19 protein-coding genes are annotated in these 17,233 nt (G+C 57.9%); 5 read left to right on the top strand and 14 right to left on the bottom strand.

The annotated features are described in order from the left end of the window. The 4 genes from H9642_RS03700 (at position 1) to H9642_RS03685 (ending at position 4,174) form a co-directional block, all read left to right on the top strand. Positions 1-1,167, top strand: coding sequence for an acyltransferase family protein (locus H9642_RS03700; RefSeq protein WP_251835044.1), 1,167 nt, complete (start codon positions 1-3; stop codon positions 1,165-1,167). 101 nt (positions 1,168-1,268) lie between these two features. After that, positions 1,269-2,012, top strand: coding sequence for a carboxy-S-adenosyl-L-methionine synthase CmoA (gene cmoA, locus H9642_RS03695; RefSeq protein ID WP_251835043.1), 744 nt, complete (start codon positions 1,269-1,271; stop codon positions 2,010-2,012). Beyond that, positions 2,009-2,968, top strand: coding sequence for a tRNA 5-methoxyuridine(34)/uridine 5-oxyacetic acid(34) synthase CmoB (gene cmoB, locus H9642_RS03690; RefSeq protein WP_251835042.1), 960 nt, complete (start codon positions 2,009-2,011; stop codon positions 2,966-2,968). The genes cmoA and cmoB overlap by 4 nt, the downstream gene beginning before the upstream one ends. A 129-nt stretch (positions 2,969-3,097) precedes the next feature. Beyond that, positions 3,098-4,174 (top strand): GGDEF domain-containing protein, encoded by a 1,077-nt coding sequence (locus H9642_RS03685; RefSeq protein WP_251835041.1) that lies wholly within the window; start codon positions 3,098-3,100, stop codon positions 4,172-4,174. Between the two features lie 33 nt (positions 4,175-4,207). Here H9642_RS03685 and pdxJ read toward each other — a convergent pair whose 3' ends face one another. The 12 genes from pdxJ to rpoE form a co-directional block, all read right to left on the bottom strand. Then, positions 4,208-4,954 (bottom strand): pyridoxine 5'-phosphate synthase, encoded by a 747-nt coding sequence (gene pdxJ / locus H9642_RS03680; RefSeq protein ID WP_251835040.1) that lies wholly within the window; start codon positions 4,952-4,954, stop codon positions 4,208-4,210. After that, a complete protein-coding gene (recO, locus tag H9642_RS03675; RefSeq protein WP_251835039.1) occupies positions 4,947-5,630 on the bottom strand; it encodes a DNA repair protein RecO in 684 nt (227 codons plus the stop codon). The genes pdxJ and recO overlap by 8 nt, the downstream gene beginning before the upstream one ends. A 57-nt stretch (positions 5,631-5,687) precedes the next feature. Further along, entirely contained in the window at positions 5,688-6,584 is an 897-nt protein-coding gene (gene era / locus H9642_RS03670; protein WP_251835038.1) for a GTPase Era, read from the bottom strand. After that, on the bottom strand, positions 6,577-7,266 hold the full coding sequence (rnc, locus tag H9642_RS03665) for a ribonuclease III (protein ID WP_251835037.1): 690 nt from the start codon (positions 7,264-7,266) through the stop codon (positions 6,577-6,579). Before rnc ends, era begins: the two co-directional genes overlap by 8 nt. Continuing rightward, a complete protein-coding gene (locus tag H9642_RS03660; RefSeq protein ID WP_251835036.1) occupies positions 7,263-7,640 on the bottom strand; it encodes a DUF4845 domain-containing protein in 378 nt (125 codons plus the stop codon). The genes rnc and H9642_RS03660 overlap by 4 nt, the downstream gene beginning before the upstream one ends. 80 nt (positions 7,641-7,720) lie before the next feature. Then, the gene (gene lepB / locus H9642_RS03655; RefSeq protein WP_251835035.1) at positions 7,721-8,578 is read right to left on the bottom strand and encodes a signal peptidase I; all 858 of its coding nucleotides are present in this window, start codon (positions 8,576-8,578) and stop codon (positions 7,721-7,723) included. Between the two features lie 5 nt (positions 8,579-8,583). Next, positions 8,584-10,383 (bottom strand): translation elongation factor 4, encoded by a 1,800-nt coding sequence (gene lepA, locus H9642_RS03650; protein WP_251835034.1) that lies wholly within the window; start codon positions 10,381-10,383, stop codon positions 8,584-8,586. Between the two features lie 141 nt (positions 10,384-10,524). Further along, positions 10,525-11,955, bottom strand: a complete 1,431-nt coding sequence (locus tag H9642_RS03645; protein WP_251835033.1) for a DegQ family serine endoprotease — start codon at positions 11,953-11,955, stop codon at positions 10,525-10,527. A 28-nt stretch (positions 11,956-11,983) separates the two neighbouring features. Further along, on the bottom strand, positions 11,984-12,439 hold the full coding sequence (locus H9642_RS03640; RefSeq protein ID WP_251835032.1) for a SoxR reducing system RseC family protein: 456 nt from the start codon (positions 12,437-12,439) through the stop codon (positions 11,984-11,986). Continuing rightward, positions 12,436-13,371, bottom strand: a complete 936-nt coding sequence (locus tag H9642_RS03635) for a MucB/RseB C-terminal domain-containing protein (RefSeq protein WP_251835031.1) — start codon at positions 13,369-13,371, stop codon at positions 12,436-12,438. The genes H9642_RS03640 and H9642_RS03635 overlap by 4 nt, the downstream gene beginning before the upstream one ends. Positions 13,372-13,383: 12 nt before the next feature. Further along, on the bottom strand, positions 13,384-13,968 hold the full coding sequence (locus H9642_RS03630) for a sigma-E factor negative regulatory protein (RefSeq protein WP_251835030.1): 585 nt from the start codon (positions 13,966-13,968) through the stop codon (positions 13,384-13,386). A gap of 30 nt (positions 13,969-13,998) precedes the next feature. Then, a complete protein-coding gene (gene rpoE / locus H9642_RS03625) occupies positions 13,999-14,583 on the bottom strand; it encodes an RNA polymerase sigma factor RpoE/AlgU (protein ID WP_251835029.1) in 585 nt (194 codons plus the stop codon). A gap of 364 nt (positions 14,584-14,947) precedes the next feature. Here rpoE and nadB point away from each other — a divergent pair, with 364 nt between their 5' ends. Next, entirely contained in the window at positions 14,948-16,567 is a 1,620-nt protein-coding gene (gene nadB / locus H9642_RS03620) for an L-aspartate oxidase (RefSeq protein ID WP_251835028.1), read from the top strand. Here nadB and H9642_RS03615 read toward each other — a convergent pair. Next, positions 16,536-16,988, bottom strand: coding sequence for a protein YgfX (locus H9642_RS03615; protein ID WP_251835027.1), 453 nt, complete (start codon positions 16,986-16,988; stop codon positions 16,536-16,538). The two genes, nadB and H9642_RS03615, sit on opposite strands and share 32 nt — an antisense overlap. Beyond that, positions 16,972-17,226 carry an FAD assembly factor SdhE gene (locus H9642_RS03610; RefSeq protein ID WP_251835026.1) on the bottom strand — a complete coding sequence of 85 codons (255 nt, stop codon included), beginning with the start codon at positions 17,224-17,226 and terminating at the stop codon, positions 16,972-16,974. The genes H9642_RS03615 and H9642_RS03610 overlap by 17 nt, the downstream gene beginning before the upstream one ends. Positions 17,227-17,233: the final 7 nt, after the last annotated feature.

Here is a 17,233-nt window from a genome sequence, read left to right as displayed (position 1 = left end):
ATGCCTGCCGACCAACGCTTTACCGTTCTGGATAGTTTTCGCGGCCTTGCCGCCATCGCCATCGTGCTGTTTCACATGCCCATCCTGCTGGCGATCAGCGAGCTGGAGTTCTTTCGCAACGGGCATGTGTTCATTCAATTCTTCTTCGCCCTGAGCGGTTTCGTACTGTGCCACGCCTATGCTCATCGCCTGACCAGTGTTGCGGCGCTGCGCGATTTCGCCGTTGCTCGCACCTTCCGCCTGTATCCCTTGCACCTGTGCCTGCTCGGCCTGTTTCTGCTCCTGGAAAGTGGCAAATTGATGGCCCAAGGCCAGGGCGCGTCGGTCGAGGCGTTCAGCGGCAACGTCGCTCTTGAGGAAATCCTCCCCAATCTCCTGCTGCTGCAGGCCTGGCTGCCTGGAGCAGACAGCCTGTCGTTCAACGCGCCCGCCTGGACTATCAGCGTCGGCTACTACGTATACCTGCTGTTCGGCTTGATTGTGGTAGTGCTACCACGACGCAACAGCCTCGTGTTCTCGCTCATTTGCCTACTGACGTGCCTGAGCTTGCTGATGCACGTTCACGCACTGGAAGGAGAAGTCCTCAAGGGAGTCGGCTGTTTCTTTGCCGGAGCCCTGCTCTACCGGCTATTCATGGGTTTGCGAGCCCTGCCACTGAGCCACACAGAATTCACCGTACTGGAGGTCAGCACACTGCTGGTGCTGGTGTTGGTTCTGGACAGCAGCTATCTCTACCGCGACTTGTTCACCAGCTTGATGCTCTTGCTGACCATCTTCATCTTTGCCTTTGAAGGCGGCGTCGTCTCCCGATGGCTCAAGCAGCGCTGGTTGCAGGCTCTGGGCTTATGGTCCTTTTCCATCTATATGACTCACGTTGCCATCCTGGCCGCCTTGCAAGGGCTTGCCCTGCAGCTGTCGAAGTTGCCAGGACTGGAACACCTTGCGCCCTCCCAAGCCGAGCCTCACGGCATCGTCGCCATGGGTTACATCAGCACCCAAAACCTGTTACTTGATAATCTGATGGCAGTGGCCGCCGTGCTGGCTGTGATTCTGGTGTCGTCGCTGACTTACAAATATATCGAGCTACCGGGCATCCGCTTGGGCAAAAGACTGCAAGGCAAAGCCCCGCTGTCGCACTTCAGGGAAAAATCACACGCCATCAACTAGGTCGTCCTGCAGCGATGGCTCAGGCGGAGTGATAGAGAGCAAGCACAAGCTGTCACTCTTGGCTAAAATGCCTGCCTTTTCCGCACGACCGTAGTCTCGCCATGCGCCAGGAACCCGACCAGATTTTTGCCCAGCCGTTGGCCCAGGTAACGGACTTCGTCTTCAACGAAGACGTGGCCCGCGTGTTTCCCGACATGATCAAACGCTCGGTACCCGGTTACCCGACCATTGTCGAAAACATCGGCGTACTGGCTGCACGCTTCGCCCAGCCCGACTCCGTACTCTATGATCTGGGCTGCTCTCTAGGCGCTGTGACCCAGGCTCTGCGCCGTCATGTACGCAGCGAGCAATGCCGGATCATCGCCGTGGATAATTCCGCCGCAATGGTGGAACGCTGCCAGGAATACCTGCTGGCTCAAAATTCCATGTTCCAAGAGCTGCTACCCGTCGAGGTGATCGAGGCGGATATTCTGTCGCTGCAGTTTCAGCCAGCTTCACTGTTCGCCCTGAATTTCACACTGCAATTCATTTCTCCCATCCAGCGCCCCGAATTGCTGACCCGCATACATCAGAGCCTCCTGCCTGGCGGCGCGCTGATTCTTTCGGAAAAGCTGTGCTTCCAGGACCCTGAAGAACACGCACTGCTTACTGAACTGCACCTCGATTTCAAGCGTGCCAATGGCTACAGCGAACTGGAAATTGCCCAGAAGCGCAGCGCCATCGAGAACGTCATGCTGCCAGACAGCCTGGAGCAACATCGTGAGCGCTTGCTGGCAGCCGGCTTTACCAAGGTCATCCCCTGGTTCCAATGCCTAAATTTCGCCTCACTGATTGCCCTGCCATGATTGACCTGACGTCCCTGATCCAGCGGCTGTCCGGCACACCCCTGTCCGGTTGGGCAAGCACCTTGCAAACACAGCTCGACGCCAAACTGACCATCGGCCATGGCGACCTGCAACGCTGGCAACGGGCACTGGATGCCCTGCCGGCGTTAAGCCCGAGCCACGTTGAACTGGCAGAGGCGTTCCGGCTAGACGCCGGCTGCGAAGCACCTGTACGCGCGCAGTTGCGTGAGGCCTTGCTGGGCCTGTCGCCCTGGCGCAAGGGGCCCTTTGAGCTGTTTGGCGTGCACGTTGATACGGAATGGCGTTCGGACTGGAAGTGGGCGCGTGTTCGTCCGCATCTCGACCTGACCGGCAAGCGCGTCCTGGATGTCGGCTGCGGCAATGGCTATTACATGTGGCGCATGTTGGGCGCTGGCGCTGACAGCGTGATCGGCGTGGACCCCAACTGGTTGTTCTTCTGCCAATTCCTGGCCATGCAGCGCTACCTGCCGGATCTGCCCGCCTGGCATTTGCCTTTCGCCCTCGAAGAGTTGCCGGAGAAGCTGCAAGGCTTCGACACGGTATTCTCTATGGGGGTGCTCTACCATCGCCGCTCCCCCATTGATCACCTGCTGGCGCTCAAGGACTGCCTCGTCAAAGGGGGTGAGCTGGTGCTGGAAACCTTGGTGGTGGAGGGCGACGCCAATCAGGTGCTGGTGCCGGAAGACCGTTACGCACAAATGCGCAATGTCTGGTTTTTGCCTTCTGTGCCGGCGCTGGAGCTGTGGTTACGCCGCGCGGGCTTTGAAAACGTGCGCTGTGTCGATGTCAGCCAGACCAGCCTCGATGAACAACGCAGCACCGAATGGATGCGCTTTCAATCGCTGGCCGATTTCCTCGATCCTGCCGACTCATCCCGCACCGTTGAAGGTCTGCCGGCCCCGAGACGTGCAGTACTGATTGCACGCAAACCTTAAGCAACACATGTGGCGCATCGCTCAATTCGAGCTGACTGATAAGCCACTAATAGCACACGGCTAGTAGCAAGCATTGCGAGGCCAGGCGAAGCGCGGCATCCTTGATGCAAAAGCTCGATATAAAAAAACATGGATCGATTTTTTGCACGCTTTTTACAGCGCTTGCGCACTGATTTTCAGCTTTCGATCATCAGTCTGATGGGGCTATTCGGTGTTTTGGGGATTTCGCCCTACGCCGTATACCGCCTGTTGGAGGGCAATTATCTGGTTGGAATCTCTGACCTTGTGATTGTCCTGTCGACCGTGGCCGCCGTCATATTTGCCTGGGTAACCGGCAATACGACCAAGGCAGGCCTCTACGTGTGCTGCGTATTTACCTGTCTGGCCACGCTGATCGCCATCAATCTGGGTGTGAATGGCCTGTTCTGGATCTATCCCTTGATCCTGTTCAACTTCTTCATGGTTTCGCCAGGCAAAGCCAGCATTGCCACCCTGCTGGTGTTGGCCGGCCTGATCGGCCATTCACTGTGGCAACCGGGTACCGTCTTCGAAAGTTACTACCAGATGGGCTCTTTCCTGGTCACCAGCCTGATGGCGTGCATCCTGACCCTGATATTTGCCTATCGCACTCAGCTTCAGCGCGAACAATTGCAGGTTCTTGCCATCCAGGACGGGCTGACCGGCGCCCGTAATCGCCGGGCGATGGATACAGATCTGAAAATCGCTGCCTCACGCAAACGTCGCCACGGTAAACCGCAAGCACTACTCGTCATGGACCTGGATCATTTCAAACAGATCAACGACCGTTTTGGCCACCCTGCCGGGGATCAGGTCTTGATCGACTTTGTCCGCTTGATCAAACGCTCATCCCGTCAGGAAGACCTGCTCTACCGCTTTGGTGGCGAGGAGTTTCTCCTGCTTCTGCAGGACACCGAGCTCAGCGGCTTGCAAAGTGCTGCCGCACAGTTGCATCAACAGGTCCGCAGCGGTCTGCTGGGTCCCGGTGGACCGGTTACCGTATCCATGGGTGGCGCCGTCTTGCAGTCGTGTGAGCCCTGGACCAGTTGGCTACAGCGCGCCGACCGCTGCCTTTATCAGGCCAAAAGCACCGGGCGCGACCGCATCATCATCGATACCCAGGAAAGCCAGCCGCAGGCTCACGTCGATCCGCAATCCACACCACTCGTAGCGTCGACCGATACCTGAAGGCTGGCTCCACGGTTCGCTTTACTTGAGAAATTAACGGTGCGCTGCGGCAGCGAGAATCAGCGCTTTCATTTCCTGAACCGCCGGCTTGAAACCGACGAACAAGGCATGAGCGACAATCGCATGACCGATGTTGAGTTCGTTGATTCCTGGGATTGCCGCCACGTCGTGCACATTGTGGTAATGCAGACCATGCCCGGCATTGACGATAAGCCCTAGCTGTCGTCCCAATGCTACGCCCTGACGAATCCGCTCCAGCTCCAAGGCCATTTCGGCGGGTGTGGTGGCATCGGCATAGCGCCCAGTGTGCAACTCGATGGCCGGGGCGCCGATGCGGGCAGCCGCTTCGATCTGCCGGGCGTCGGCATCGATGAACAGCGACACTTCACTGCCCAGTTCGGCCAGCATGGCCACCGCATCCCCAATTCGCTCCTCTTGGCCAACCACTTCGAGGCCACCCTCGGTGGTCAATTCTTGACGGGTTTCCGGCACCAGGCAGATATGCTCCGGACGGATGCGCTCGGCAAATGCCAGCATTGCCTCGGTCACCCCCATCTCGAAGTTCATGCGGGTTTGCAGGCACTCCTTGAGCAGGAGCACGTCGCGGTCCTGAATGTGCCGCCGATCTTCACGAAGGTGCACGGTAATGCCATCGGCACCGGCTTCTTCGGCGTCCAGTGCGGCCTTGACCGGATCCGGATAGCGCGTCCCGCGTGCCTGACGCAAGGTCGCCACATGATCGATATTCACACCAAGCAGAATGCGCTGATTGTCAGACACGAGGAGGCTCCTTGATATTCATGAACAACTCGCGGCTGACCAGTGGTCGGCCGCCCAAATGTGGGGCGAGCGCCTGACGCATCAGGCGTTTGGCAGCCGCCAGCACTGCAGGGTCATTCCAGTCGACGACGGCCATGGCCAGCAGATCGTGACCATGGAACACGCCGGGCTGGAATTCAACTGTACGCTCCAGGCCTGCCTCCGGCTTCAAGCGATAATAGGCTTCGGCTTCTATGGGTTGGCCGTGACGATCGAGGTCCAGGGCAAAGCCATAGCCAAGCTGCTCAAGCAAGCGCCACTCGAATGCGCGTAGCAGGGGTTGCAGCGCATGGCCGGCGGCCAAGGCCTGAAGAGTCAGGGCATAGTGCTCGAAGATGATTGGATGAGGGTCTTGCATCGGCAACAGACGAATCAGCAATTCATTCAGGTAAAGCCCGCTGAACAGTGCATCGCCGTGTAGCAGGTTCGGAACGCCTGCCGACTCCAATCGTGCCACGGTCTTGAGTTCGCCGCGCCCGCGCAACTCGATATCCAAGGGCAAAAAGGGCCGCGCCTGACTGCCGGACTTGCTTCGAGCGCCGCGCAGCACGGCCCGCAGACGACCCTCTGGGGTAAACAGGTCTACCAGAGCGCTGGTTTCCTTGTAAGCACGGGCGTGCAGGACAAAGGCAAGCATCAGGGGTTAACAGCCCGGGCAACCCTTGGGACGTTGGCTTGCCCGGCGCCGCTCACATCACTGTTCTCGGTAACCGAGCGAATGCAGGGCTCGCTCATCATCGGACCAGCCGCCCTTCACCTTGACCCACAAGTTGAGCATGACCTTGGAGTCGAACAGTACTTCCATGTCCTTGCGCGCGTCCTGACCAATCTGCTTGATCCGCTCGCCTTTCTCTCCAATGAGAATTTTCTTCTGCCCGTCACGCTCCACCAGAATCAGCGCATGGATATGCAGAATGCGCCCTTCCTGCTTGAACTCTTCGATCTCCACGGTGATCTGGTAGGGCAGTTCGGCGCCTAGCTGACGCATAATTTTCTCGCGCACCAGCTCGGCGGCCAGGAAGCGGCTGGAGCGGTCAGTGATCTGGTCTTCCGGAAAGAAATGCTCGTTCTCGGGCAAGTGCTCGGCCACCAGACGCTCCAAGGTGTCCAGATTGTGCCCGTGCAAGGCCGAAACCGGTACGACCTCGGCGTTGGGCAATTGCTCGGTCAGCCACTGCAAATGCGGCAGCAGTTCGGCCTTGTCTTCCATACGGTCGGCCTTGTTGACGGCGATGATCAGCGGGCCCTGGACATACTGCACACGGTCCAGTACCAACTGATCTTCGTCGGTCCAGCGCGTACGGTCGACCACGAACACCACGACATCCACGTCCTTGAGCGCAGAGGCCGCACTCTTGTTCATAAAGCGGTTTAGCGCTTTCTCGTTGTTCTTGTGCAGGCCGGGGGTATCGACGTAAATCGCCTGCACCGCGCCCTCGGTCTTGATCCCGAGCATGTTGTGGCGTGTGGTCTGCGGCTTGCGCGAAGTGATCGCCAGTTTCTGGCCAAGAATATGGTTGAGCAGCGTGGACTTGCCCACGTTGGGGCGACCGACGATGGCCACGTAACCGCAGCGACTGATATCAGTCATGAGCATTCTCCACGCCCAGGGCAATCAGCGCAGCGGCGGCGGATACCTGCTCGGCGATCCTCCGACTGGCGCCCTGCCCGCGGGTCTTGTCATTCAGCAGACTGATCCGGCACTCGACGAAGAACGTCCGGCAGTGCGGATCACCTTGTATATCCACCACCTCATATTGAGGCAGTTCACAGCCGCGCGATTGCAGAAACTCCTGTAGCCGGGTCTTGGGATCCTTGTTGGTATCCACCAGCGTCAGGCTTTCAATCTCAGCATCCAGCCAGGCCAGCACGCGCTCGCGCGCCGGCTCCATGCCGGCATCCAGGTAAATCGCGCCGATCAATGCTTCGACCGCATCGGCCAGAATAGAGTCGCGCCGATAACCGCCGCTTTTCAGCTCTCCCGACCCCAGGCGCAGGTATTCGCCCAGCTCGAAGCCACGTGCCAACAAGGCTAGGGTCTCGCCCTTGACCAGGCGGGAGCGCAGCCGGGAAAGCTGTCCCTCGCGTGCCTGAGGAAAGCGCTCGAACAGCGCCTCACCTGCCACGAAATTGAGGATGGCATCGCCGAGAAATTCCAGACGCTCGTTGTTGCGACCGGCAAAGCTGCGGTGTGTCAGTGCCAGGACCATCAGATCCTGATTGATGAAGGTGTAGCCGAGCTGACGCTCGAGACGGCTTAAAGGTGAGCTCACGGGATTCTTACGCGAAATTCTTTATCGAAGTGAACCACAAGATCGAGACTATCAATCAACGGTTCGCGCTTTTCATATTTCAACCGAGCATGGAACTGGTTATTTTCCACCCGCACGGTCAGTGCTTTGTCCATGTCCAGGTCGCGAATGTTGTTTACTTGCATGCCTTTGCTGACATGCCGGTAAAAATCGCCCACGGTACGAATATCTGCCGCCTGATCAGTCTCGACCGAGGCTATGATTTTTTCCATCGACAGATTGTCGAGATAATGCGGGATGACCTTGAACGCAGTGCTGGCAATAAACGCCACCACTGCCAGTACTACCATCCAGCTCAGCAGCGAAAGTCCTTTCTGCGAATGCGAGAACGTCATGAATCGACCTCATGTCGGAATTATCGGCAGCCAAGCCTATATAAAGCGGGCGATACCGTATTGCACGGTACCGCACAAATTCAATGGATCAGGCCGACACGAGAGAGGTTGGGCAGGTTGCCGCCCTTGGGCTCAGGCCAACTAAGCCACACAGCAAAGGCCTTGCCGACGATATTGCGGTCGGGAACCATGCCACGCAATTCCACAGCAAGGGCCGTATCGTTCCAGTAACGGCTGTCGTTGGAGTTGTCGCGGTTATCGCCCATCATGAAATAATGGCCATCCGGCACAGTCCATTCGCGGCTGGGTTCGATGCGATACCGCCCCATTTCCTTGCGAATCATATGCTCGGCAGCGCCCAGCTTTTCCTGATAGAGCCCAGCGTTGCCCAAGGTGCCCGGCTCTTCGCCCAGCCATTTCTCAGCTACCGGCTCGCCATTGATGAACAAGCGCTTTTCACTGCTGTAGCGCACCGTGTCACCCGGCAATCCCACAACTCGCTTGATATAGTTGATATTCGGATCGCTGGGGTAGCGGAATACCATCACATCGCCGCGCTGCGGATCACCAATATCGATCACCTTGGTATCCAGCACAGGCAGACGGATGCCGTAAGCGAATTTGTTGACCAGAATAAAATCACCCACTTCCAACGTCGGCTTCATCGAGCCAGACGGAATCTGGAAGGGCTCAACCAAAAATGAGCGCAATACCAGCACAATGGCTAACACCGGAAACAGTGATTTTCCGTATTCGACCAGCATGGGCTCCTTGCTGAGTTTCTCAACCACCTGAGGATCAGGCTCGCCCTGCAACTGGCCCTGGTAGGTGCTGATCACCGCACGCCGACGAGGCGCCAGCACCAGCATATCCAGCAGGGCCAAGGCCCCGCATACCGCAACGGCAATGACCAGTAACAGCGGAAAATTGATCGACATGGGTCTTAGCTATCCACCTTGAGAACGGCAAGAAACGCTTCCTGAGGAATTTCCACGTTGCCGACCTGTTTCATCCTTTTCTTACCAGCCTTCTGCTTTTCCAGCAGCTTGCGCTTACGGCTCACGTCGCCGCCATAGCACTTGGCCAATACGTTCTTGCGCAGCGCCTTCACTGTCGTACGCGCAACCACCTGACCGCCAATGGCTGCCTGGATTGCCACGTCGAACATCTGTCGTGGAATCAGCTCTTTCATCTTTTCGGTCAGCGCGCGGCCTTTCTGGTTGGCACGGTCGCGGTGCACGATTAGCGCCAGGGCATCCACCTTCTCGCTATTGATCAGCACATCCAGGCGGACCAGATTCGCTGATTGGAAGCGATCGAAGCTGTAGTCCAGTGAGGCATAGCCGCGGCTTACTGATTTCAGGCGATCGAAGAAGTCCAGCACCACTTCGTTCATCGGCAAATCGTAGCTGACTTGTACCTGACTGCTGAGAAATTGCATGTCGCGCTGCACGCCGCGCTTCTCGATGCACAGGGTAATTACGTTACCCAAGTGCTCCTGCGGGACAAGGATATTGGCGCGCACGATGGGCTCGCGCATATCGTTGATCGCCGCTGGATCAGGCAGCTTGGACGGGTTGTCGACATAGATCGTCTCGCCGCTCTTCAGTTCCACCTCGAATATTACGGTAGGTGCGGTGGTGATCAGATCGAGATTGTACTCGCGCTCCAGTCGCTCCTGGATGATTTCCATGTGGAGCATGCCGAGGAAGCCAATGCGGAAACCGAAGCCAAGCGCATCGGAGCTTTCCGGCTCGTATTGCAAGGCGGCATCGTTAAGGGTCAGCTTCTGCAAGGCTTCGCGGAAGGCCTCGAAATCATCGGAGCTGACTGGAAACAGGCCGGCGAACACCTGCGGCTTGACGCGCTGGAAGCCAGGCAGCATCGCCACATCCGGCGTGGCAGCCAATGTCAGCGTATCGCCCACCGGCGCACCGTGAATATCCTTGATGCCAGCAATGATGAAACCCACTTCGCCAGCTTTCAGGTCGGCGGTTTCGGTGTGCTTCGGACTGAAAACCCCCACGCTGTCCACCTGGTGCAACTTGCCCGTGGACTTGACCAGAATCCTGTCACCCTTTTTCAGCCGGCCATGCTTGACCCGCACCAGCGACACTACGCCTAGGTAGTTGTCGAACCAGGAGTCAATGATCAACGCCTGCAAAGGTGCGTCGATCTCGCCTTGCGGCGGCGGAATCACCTTTACCAGACGCTCCAGCACATCATCCACACCCATGCCGCTTTTGGCACTGCAGGCCACGGCATCCGTAGCGTCGATTCCGATGATATGTTCGATTTCGTCTTTGACCCTGTCCGGATCGGCCTGGGGCAGGTCCATCTTGTTGAGCACCGGCATGACTTCCAGGCCTTGCTCGATGGCGGTGTAGCAGTTGGCGACCGATTGCGCTTCGACACCTTGGCCCGCGTCCACGACCAGCAAGGCGCCTTCGCAGGCGGCCAGAGAGCGGCTGACTTCATAGGTAAAGTCGACGTGGCCGGGGGTGTCGATGAAATTCAGCTGATAGGTTTTACCATCCCGTGCGGTGTAATGCAGGGTAACGCTGTGCGCTTTGATGGTAATGCCGCGTTCACGCTCCAAGTCCATGGAGTCCAGAACCTGGGATGCCATTTCGCGCTCGGACAGGCCGCCGCACATTTGAATGAAACGATCGGCCAGGGTGGACTTGCCGTGGTCAATGTGGGCAATGATGGAAAAATTGCGGATGTGGCTAAGATCACTCACAGATCAACACTCGAAAGGGGCTGCGGGAACTCCCGCCGAGAAATAGCAGGGAATTCTACCCGAAGGCTGCACCCAGCGTCACGTCTACCTGCAGCGAACAAAAAAGGGCGATTGCTCGCCCTTGCTTTGGTTAGACAAAAACTATTCCGACAACTTGAAGGTAATAAAGCTGGCGCGGCCCTGACGCAGTACACGCATGGATACCGAGCGATTCTTTGGCAGTTCCTTGGCCACCTGCGTGAAATGCTGAGCGGATTTGATTGCCTGATTGCTCAAGTGGGTGATGACATCGCCTGGTCGCAGGCCGATCAGCGCGGCCGGGCCGTTGCTTACTTCCTTGATCAGCACACCGCCTTGCAGGTCCAGCGCTTTTTTCTGCTCGCTGTTCAGGTCCACGACCGTGACACCGAGCCGATTGCTGCTGCTTTCGACTCCACTCCCCGGCGTGCCAATGGCAATCTCCTCGCCCTCTTCTGGCAAGGCGCCAATCACCACCTCCAGCGTCTTTCGCGAGCCGTCACGTACCACTTCCAGCTTGGCCTTGTCACCAGGCTTGATGCCGCCCACCAAGTGGGGCAGATCGGCCGACACGACGATCTGTCGTCCATTAAGGGTGAGAATTACATCGCCGACCCGCAGCCCACCCTTGGCCGCCGGACCTTCTTCCAGAACCTGCGCGACCAGCGCACCTGCCGGCTTGTCGAGACCGAAGGATTCAGCCAGGTCCTTGTTGACCTCTTGAATCACCACGCCTAGCCAGCCGCGGCTGACCTTGCCGGTATCTCTCAACTGGTTGGCCACGTCCATCGCGACATCAATCGGAATGGCGAAAGACAACCCCATGAAGCCGCCAGATCGGGTGAAAATTTGTGAATTGATGCCGACCACTTCACCGTTCAGATTGAACAACGGACCACCACTGTTACCAGGATTGATCGCTACATCGGTTTGGATAAACGGTACATAACTTTCATTGGGGAGGCTGCGACCTTTGGCACTGACAATGCCTGCCGTCACCGAATAGTCGAAACCGAACGGTGAGCCAATGGCTAGCACCCACTCCCCGACCTTCAAGTTGTCAGACTTGCCCAGCTTGACCGTGGGCAGGTTGCGTCCTTCGATTTTCAACAACGCAACATCACTGCGTGGGTCGGCGCCGATCAGCTTGGCTTCCAGCTCACTGCGATCGGACATGCGAACGAGAATTTCATCCGCATCGGCAACCACATGGTTATTGGTCAGCACATACCCATCCGCAGAGATGATGAAACCAGACCCCAGCGATTGAGCTTCCTGCTGCCGACCGTTGGGCGAGCGCGGTATTTGTGGAATATTGCGTTCAAAGAATTCACGAAACAGTGGTGGCAGGCCTTCCAGATCCGGAATCAACTGCTGCCCAGCCTGATTACGCTCCGGTAATTTCTGCCGAGTGCTGATATTGACCACTGCCGGCCCAGCCTGCTCCACCAGCTCGGTAAAGTCAGGCAGATCTGCCTGCGCTACCGTTGCCAGGGCCAGCATTAGCATAGCCATCAGACCACTCAGATAAGACTTGACCTTCACTTTCGACATAAGACTCCCCTGCTAGCAGCAAAACTGCTCAGTAGACACTCGAAGTGCCTGCGAGCAGAGCACGCAGCACGACAGGCTGCAGTGCTGGATCATCCGCCGTGCGCCGACTGCGCCAGCGAATGTATAACCAGGAACACAGTAATCCGCCCAGACTGGCCATAATTATGTGCGGTTCGGAACCACCCAGCGCCTGCACCAACAAAGCACAGAGAAAGAGGCTGAGCAAAGGCAATAAATAAACCAACAGGGAGCCGCGTAACAAGAGCTCTTCACGTACGCCAATAGCCACGCTATCGCCAACATCCAATTGCAAATCGGTGAGAGCCCGCACATGCCCTCGGCGGCTTCCGACCCCCAACTTCTCCATCATTCCCTGACCACAACCGGCATTGGCCGAACAAGTGGAACAGGTGCTTTTGCGCACGGTCTCAACCCAAACCGCGCCAGGCTCGACTGCAACGACCCGCCCTTGCTCTTCGATCACTGCGAACTGTTCCCTGACTCCGAACGCATCGATAGCGCAATCCGCTCGGCAGTGCCGACAGGAATCTCGCCGACTACGGTAACCATCAAATCACCGTTTGCCGTGGAAAGGCGGCGCGAGACAGTTGCAGTCGGCCCCAACTGGCTGCGCACATCGGCGATTTGCGCATCGCCCAATGGCTCGAGGAAAATTGAAAATCGCGCCAAACCATCGCCGTACATCAGCCAGGCGACAGGGGCGGCTTCGGCAGAGGCACGCTGCTCGACAATCTGATTGAGAACAAACCCGGCAGGCAGCCAATCAGAACGCCAGGACTTTTCGGACAGCTGACGCGAATCGCGAACTTCCACCGGCTCGCATTGCTGGCTGGGCTGCACCATCGCCAACGATGCACCTTCCTGGAATTCAACATACTGGAAGCGCTCCAAAGGCTGGCCCTTTTCATTGAGCAACAACGACTTGAGCGGTAATGCCGTTTCGCGATCCAGATGAAGCTCAAAACCATAGCGATGCTGATCGCGCGGTATCAGCGCCAGCACCACAGCAGCGCGACCGGCAACCCGGGAATTGCCCGCCACACGCATCTCATACCATTGATTAAGCTGGCGCGTGTCCAGATTGCGTACCGACCACCGCTCTTCGATCAATGGACTGACCAAGCTGCCATTCATACAGGTGAGTCGACCATTGGTACGCAATGTTTCGTGAGCGGGGCCATCCAACTGCAACATACGTTCCTGAACGCTGTTCGAGGCGACATGACGCCAAATTTCATGGCTGGAAAAACTGCCATTGCGCTCATAAACGAAGGCTCCATGGAAGCCTGTTTGTTGTTCCGCTGCTTGTAGCCGTAGCAACCAATCCTGAGCATCTGCCCAAGCCGATTGTCCAAGCAGCGCACTGACTCCAAGCGCAAATGAAAGAAAACGCATGAGGTTCCTTTTTTAGCGATTTTCCAGACTAGCAGCCCGAGCGGAAGGCAAAGCACTTTCCTCGCCACGCCCCGATTGCTGTACATGCTGACGCAGGTAGTCGGCCAGACGCTGGTCATGCCAGCTCGGCTGCGCTCCTTGCTCAGCCATTACAGCTCCGGACTCACCCTCGGCGCTATACCCGGCCAGCACGGCAGGTCCCTGCACATGCGGAATGATTAGATTATTCGATGGAGCAGTTTGCTGCGCCATTTCAGCACCCGTGATCTGGTCCTGGTTGTAAAAGCGCACGCCTGCAAGGACGGCCAGCGTCACCGAAGCGGCAATAGCCAGACGCCCCAGTCCGCTCCAGCGCGACCGAGACCCAGACGGCTCTGGCATCTTTTCATCTGCCAAAGCAGCCATCACACCCGCTGCGATATCCAGCCGCGGCTCTTGCAGTTCCTTATGTATGACAGCGCGCGCGATTTGATAACGCGACCAAATGGCTCGCAACTCGGACTCGTCACTGGCGGCGAGCACTCGATGCAATTCCAATTCGTCCGCTTCGTTATCCATCACCGCGGACAGCGATTCCCGCAGAGACTCACGATTCATGGTTTCCTCTCTTGGCATTTGGCCGCCATCTCAGGCTTGTTCATGCAACAGGGGTTGCAAGGCTTTATCGATAACCTCTCGCGCCCGAAAGATGCGCGAGCGTACGGTTCCTACAGGGCATTGCATGACACTGGCTATGTCTTCATAACTCAGGCCATCAAACTCACGCAACGTCAGCGCCGTGCGCAAATCTTCCGGTAATTGTTGGATGGTTCGATGCACAGTGGTTTCGATTTCATCTCGCAACATGGCGCGTTCTGGCGACTCGATATCCTTGAGGGCATGATCACCCTCGTAGAATTCCGCGTCCTCAGCACTGACATCGTTATCTGGTGGCCGCCGACCGCGAGCAACCAAGTGATTCTTCGCCGTATTGATGGCGATGCGGTACAGCCAGGTGTAAAAGGCGCTGTCACCCCGGAAATTTCCAAGCGCACGATAGGCTTTGATGAACGCTTCCTGAGCAACATCCTGAGCTTCATGAGTGTCATGCACGAACCGTACGATCAGGCCTAAAATCTTGTGTTGATACTTCAGCACAAGCAAATCGAAAGCCCGCCTATCTCCTCGCTGAACACGCTCAACAAGCTGCTGATCCTGCTCCTGGGTTAGCATGAACGCTCCTCTCTGACCCCGGAGAACTTCCGCACTCGTTGGTGGCCTGGCTTACACAGATAGACCCAAGCGTTACGCAAAAGTTCTCCCCCTTCCAAGCAAGCTTCGTGCAGGGTTTATCAATTCGTGGCACAAGCAAAAAGCGCCTGCGCGTGTATAAAAAAGTCATCTCTGCACGAAATGCGATATTGAGCCCTCGCTAAAGGCCTCTTGTTTGTAGCCCTGATGCGCTCAGGTCTCCAGCATCCTTCTATCGAAAGCCGCTGTCGGCAAAAGTTCCATGACCCGATGCGACGCCATACAACTATTTTGTCGTTTCAGCCCTCGATATACTAGCGACCGCCATCTCGCCTAAGGCCCAGCCATGCGCCAACACTTGCAGCACGACGTCTTGATAATCGGCAGTGGAGCAGCCGGCCTCACGCTGGCCCTGACCCTCCCCGCGCACCTACGCATTGCAGTGTTGAGCAAGGGTGAGCTGGCCAATGGCTCGACATTCCATGCCCAGGGCGGAGTGGCTGCGGTTCTGGATGACCGCGACACCGTCGAGTCTCATGTTGAAGATACCCTGATCGCCGGCGGCGGACTGTGTCGCCAGGACGCCGTTCGCTTCACCGTGCAGCACAGCCGTGAAGCGATCCAATGGCTGATCGACCAGGGCGTACCCTTCACTCCCGATGATGGCAGCACCGACAGCGAAGACAATGGCTTCGCCTTTCACCTGACCCGTGAAGGCGGCCACAGCCATCGGCGCATCATCCATGCCGCCGATGCCACCGGCGCGGCCATCTTTACCACGTTACTGCACCAGGCTCGCCAGCGGTCGAATATCGAACTGCTGGAACAGCGCGTGGCCATCGACCTGATCACCGAGCACAAACTGGGTCTGTCCGGACAGCGCTGCCTGGGTGCCTATGTACTCAATCGCGAGAGCGGCGAGGTGGATACTTATGGCGCCCGCTTTACGGTGTTGGCCACGGGCGGCGCCGCCAAGGTTTATTTGTATACCAGCAACTCCGATGGCGCTTGCGGAGACGGCATTGCCATGGCCTGGCGGGCAGGCTGCCGGGTCGGCAATCTGGAATTCAACCAATTTCACCCAACGTGCCTGTACCACCCTCGGGCGAAGAATTTCCTGATCACCGAGGCCCTGCGCGGCGAAGGCGCTCTACTCAAGCTGCCCAACGGTGAACGTTTCATGCCGCGCTTCGACAGCCGTGCCGAACTGGCACCACGGGATATCGTCGCCCGCGCCATCGACCATGAAATGAAGCGCCTGGGTATCGATTGCGTATACCTGGACATCAGCCACCGGCCCACGGACTTCATCAAGAATCACTTTCCCACCGTGTACGAACGCTGCCTGGAGTTCGGCATCGACATCACTCGCGAGCCGATTCCCGTAGTCCCGGCTGCGCACTACACCTGTGGCGGTGTGCTGGTCGACTCGTGCGGACACACCGATGTCCCGAACCTCTATGCCATTGGCGAAACCAGCTTCACCGGCTTGCACGGGGCCAATCGCCTGGCCAGTAATTCGCTGCTGGAATGCTTCGTGTACGCCCGCTCGGCGGCTGCCGACATCCTCGAGAAGCTCGAACAGATCAGGTTACCCACCACCCTGCCCAGCTGGGATGCCAGCCAGGTGACCGATTCCGACGAAGACGTGATCATCGCCCACAACTGGGACGAGTTGCGGCGTTTCATGTGGGACTACGTGGGCATCGTGCGCACCACCAAGCGCCTGCTGCGCGCCCAGCACCGTGTCAATCTGCTGTTGGACGAGATCGATGAGTTCTACAGTAACTACAAGGTGAGCCGAGACCTGATCGAGCTGCGCAACCTGGCCCTGGTAGCCGAACTGATGATCAGGTCGGCAATGGAGCGCAAGGAGTCCCGCGGGTTGCATTACACCCTGGATTATCCCCACCTGTTACCCGAAGCACGGGACACTATTCTGGTGCCACCCACCTACGTCGAGTGAACTTCAGGCGCAGGCGCAGGCGTCGATGATCATCACGCGCCAACGCATCGCGGGGAATGCACACCCCGCGCCGCCAGCGCTCGCCGGGCAGGCGGTAATGCAGAACGATCAGAACGGGCAAGGCCAGGCTATCAGGGCGCAGCTGCACCGGGCGCCAGCCGGCCTGTGCGCTCCACAGTTGCCAGCCACGCGAATCATGACGCAACCCGCGCACCGCGTGCCTTGAGCGCAACAGGATATGTCGTGGCAGCACCCATAGGGCATGCCCGCCGCACGCGATTACACCGAGCGCGACCCAGCCGCCAGGCAGGTCGGCAAGCAGTAGCGCGACCAGCGCCAGCAGCCAGGCGAACAGGTAGGCCGCCAGCAAGCTCCCAGAGGGCTGCCAGCGACACTCGAAAACGTCACTTGGGTTGGACACGGTCCAGAATGATTTTCACGATGCGGCGCAGATCCGGATCCTGAGGCTCTTCGCGCTGCATGAACCAGCCAAACATGTCCTGGTCCTCGCATTCCAGCAGTTGGCGATAGCGCGCCTGATCTTCGGCATCCAGGTGCGAGTAAACCTCCCGCACAAAAGGCACCAGCAGCACATCCAGCTCCAGCATGCCGCGGCGGCTGTGCCAGAAAAGTCGGTTGAGTTCGATATCGTCGGCCATGGGAGGC

It is taken from the genome of Serpens gallinarum (assembly GCF_014836765.1).
Taxonomy (GTDB): Bacteria; Pseudomonadota; Gammaproteobacteria; order Pseudomonadales; family Pseudomonadaceae; genus Serpens; species Serpens gallinarum.
Note: the sequence above shows the minus strand (reverse complement) of the source record. Positions and strands in the feature narration are given on the sequence as shown.

Excerpts from the sequence above, each read along its gene's own strand:
- H9642_RS03700 (WP_251835044.1), top strand. The coding sequence starts at position 1 with ATGCCTGCCGACCAACGCTTTACCGTTCTGGATAGTTTTCGCGGCCTT.
- cmoA (WP_251835043.1), top strand. The coding sequence starts at position 1,269 with ATGCGCCAGGAACCCGACCAGATTTTTGCCCAGCCGTTGGCCCAGGTA.
- cmoB (WP_251835042.1), top strand. The coding sequence starts at position 2,009 with ATGATTGACCTGACGTCCCTGATCCAGCGGCTGTCCGGCACACCCCTG.
- H9642_RS03685 (WP_251835041.1), top strand. The coding sequence starts at position 3,098 with ATGGATCGATTTTTTGCACGCTTTTTACAGCGCTTGCGCACTGATTTT.
- recO (WP_251835039.1), bottom strand. The coding sequence starts at position 5,630 with ATGCTTGCCTTTGTCCTGCACGCCCGTGCTTACAAGGAAACCAGCGCT.
- era (WP_251835038.1), bottom strand. The coding sequence starts at position 6,584 with ATGACTGATATCAGTCGCTGCGGTTACGTGGCCATCGTCGGTCGCCCC.
- H9642_RS03660 (WP_251835036.1), bottom strand. The coding sequence starts at position 7,640 with ATGACGTTCTCGCATTCGCAGAAAGGACTTTCGCTGCTGAGCTGGATG.
- lepB (WP_251835035.1), bottom strand. The coding sequence starts at position 8,578 with ATGTCGATCAATTTTCCGCTGTTACTGGTCATTGCCGTTGCGGTATGC.
- H9642_RS03645 (WP_251835033.1), bottom strand. The coding sequence starts at position 11,955 with ATGTCGAAAGTGAAGGTCAAGTCTTATCTGAGTGGTCTGATGGCTATG.
- H9642_RS03635 (WP_251835031.1), bottom strand. The coding sequence starts at position 13,371 with ATGCGTTTTCTTTCATTTGCGCTTGGAGTCAGTGCGCTGCTTGGACAA.
- H9642_RS03630 (WP_251835030.1), bottom strand. The coding sequence starts at position 13,968 with ATGAATCGTGAGTCTCTGCGGGAATCGCTGTCCGCGGTGATGGATAAC.
- rpoE (WP_251835029.1), bottom strand. The coding sequence starts at position 14,583 with ATGCTAACCCAGGAGCAGGATCAGCAGCTTGTTGAGCGTGTTCAGCGA.
- nadB (WP_251835028.1), top strand. The coding sequence starts at position 14,948 with ATGCGCCAACACTTGCAGCACGACGTCTTGATAATCGGCAGTGGAGCA.
- H9642_RS03610 (WP_251835026.1), bottom strand. The coding sequence starts at position 17,226 with ATGGCCGACGATATCGAACTCAACCGACTTTTCTGGCACAGCCGCCGC.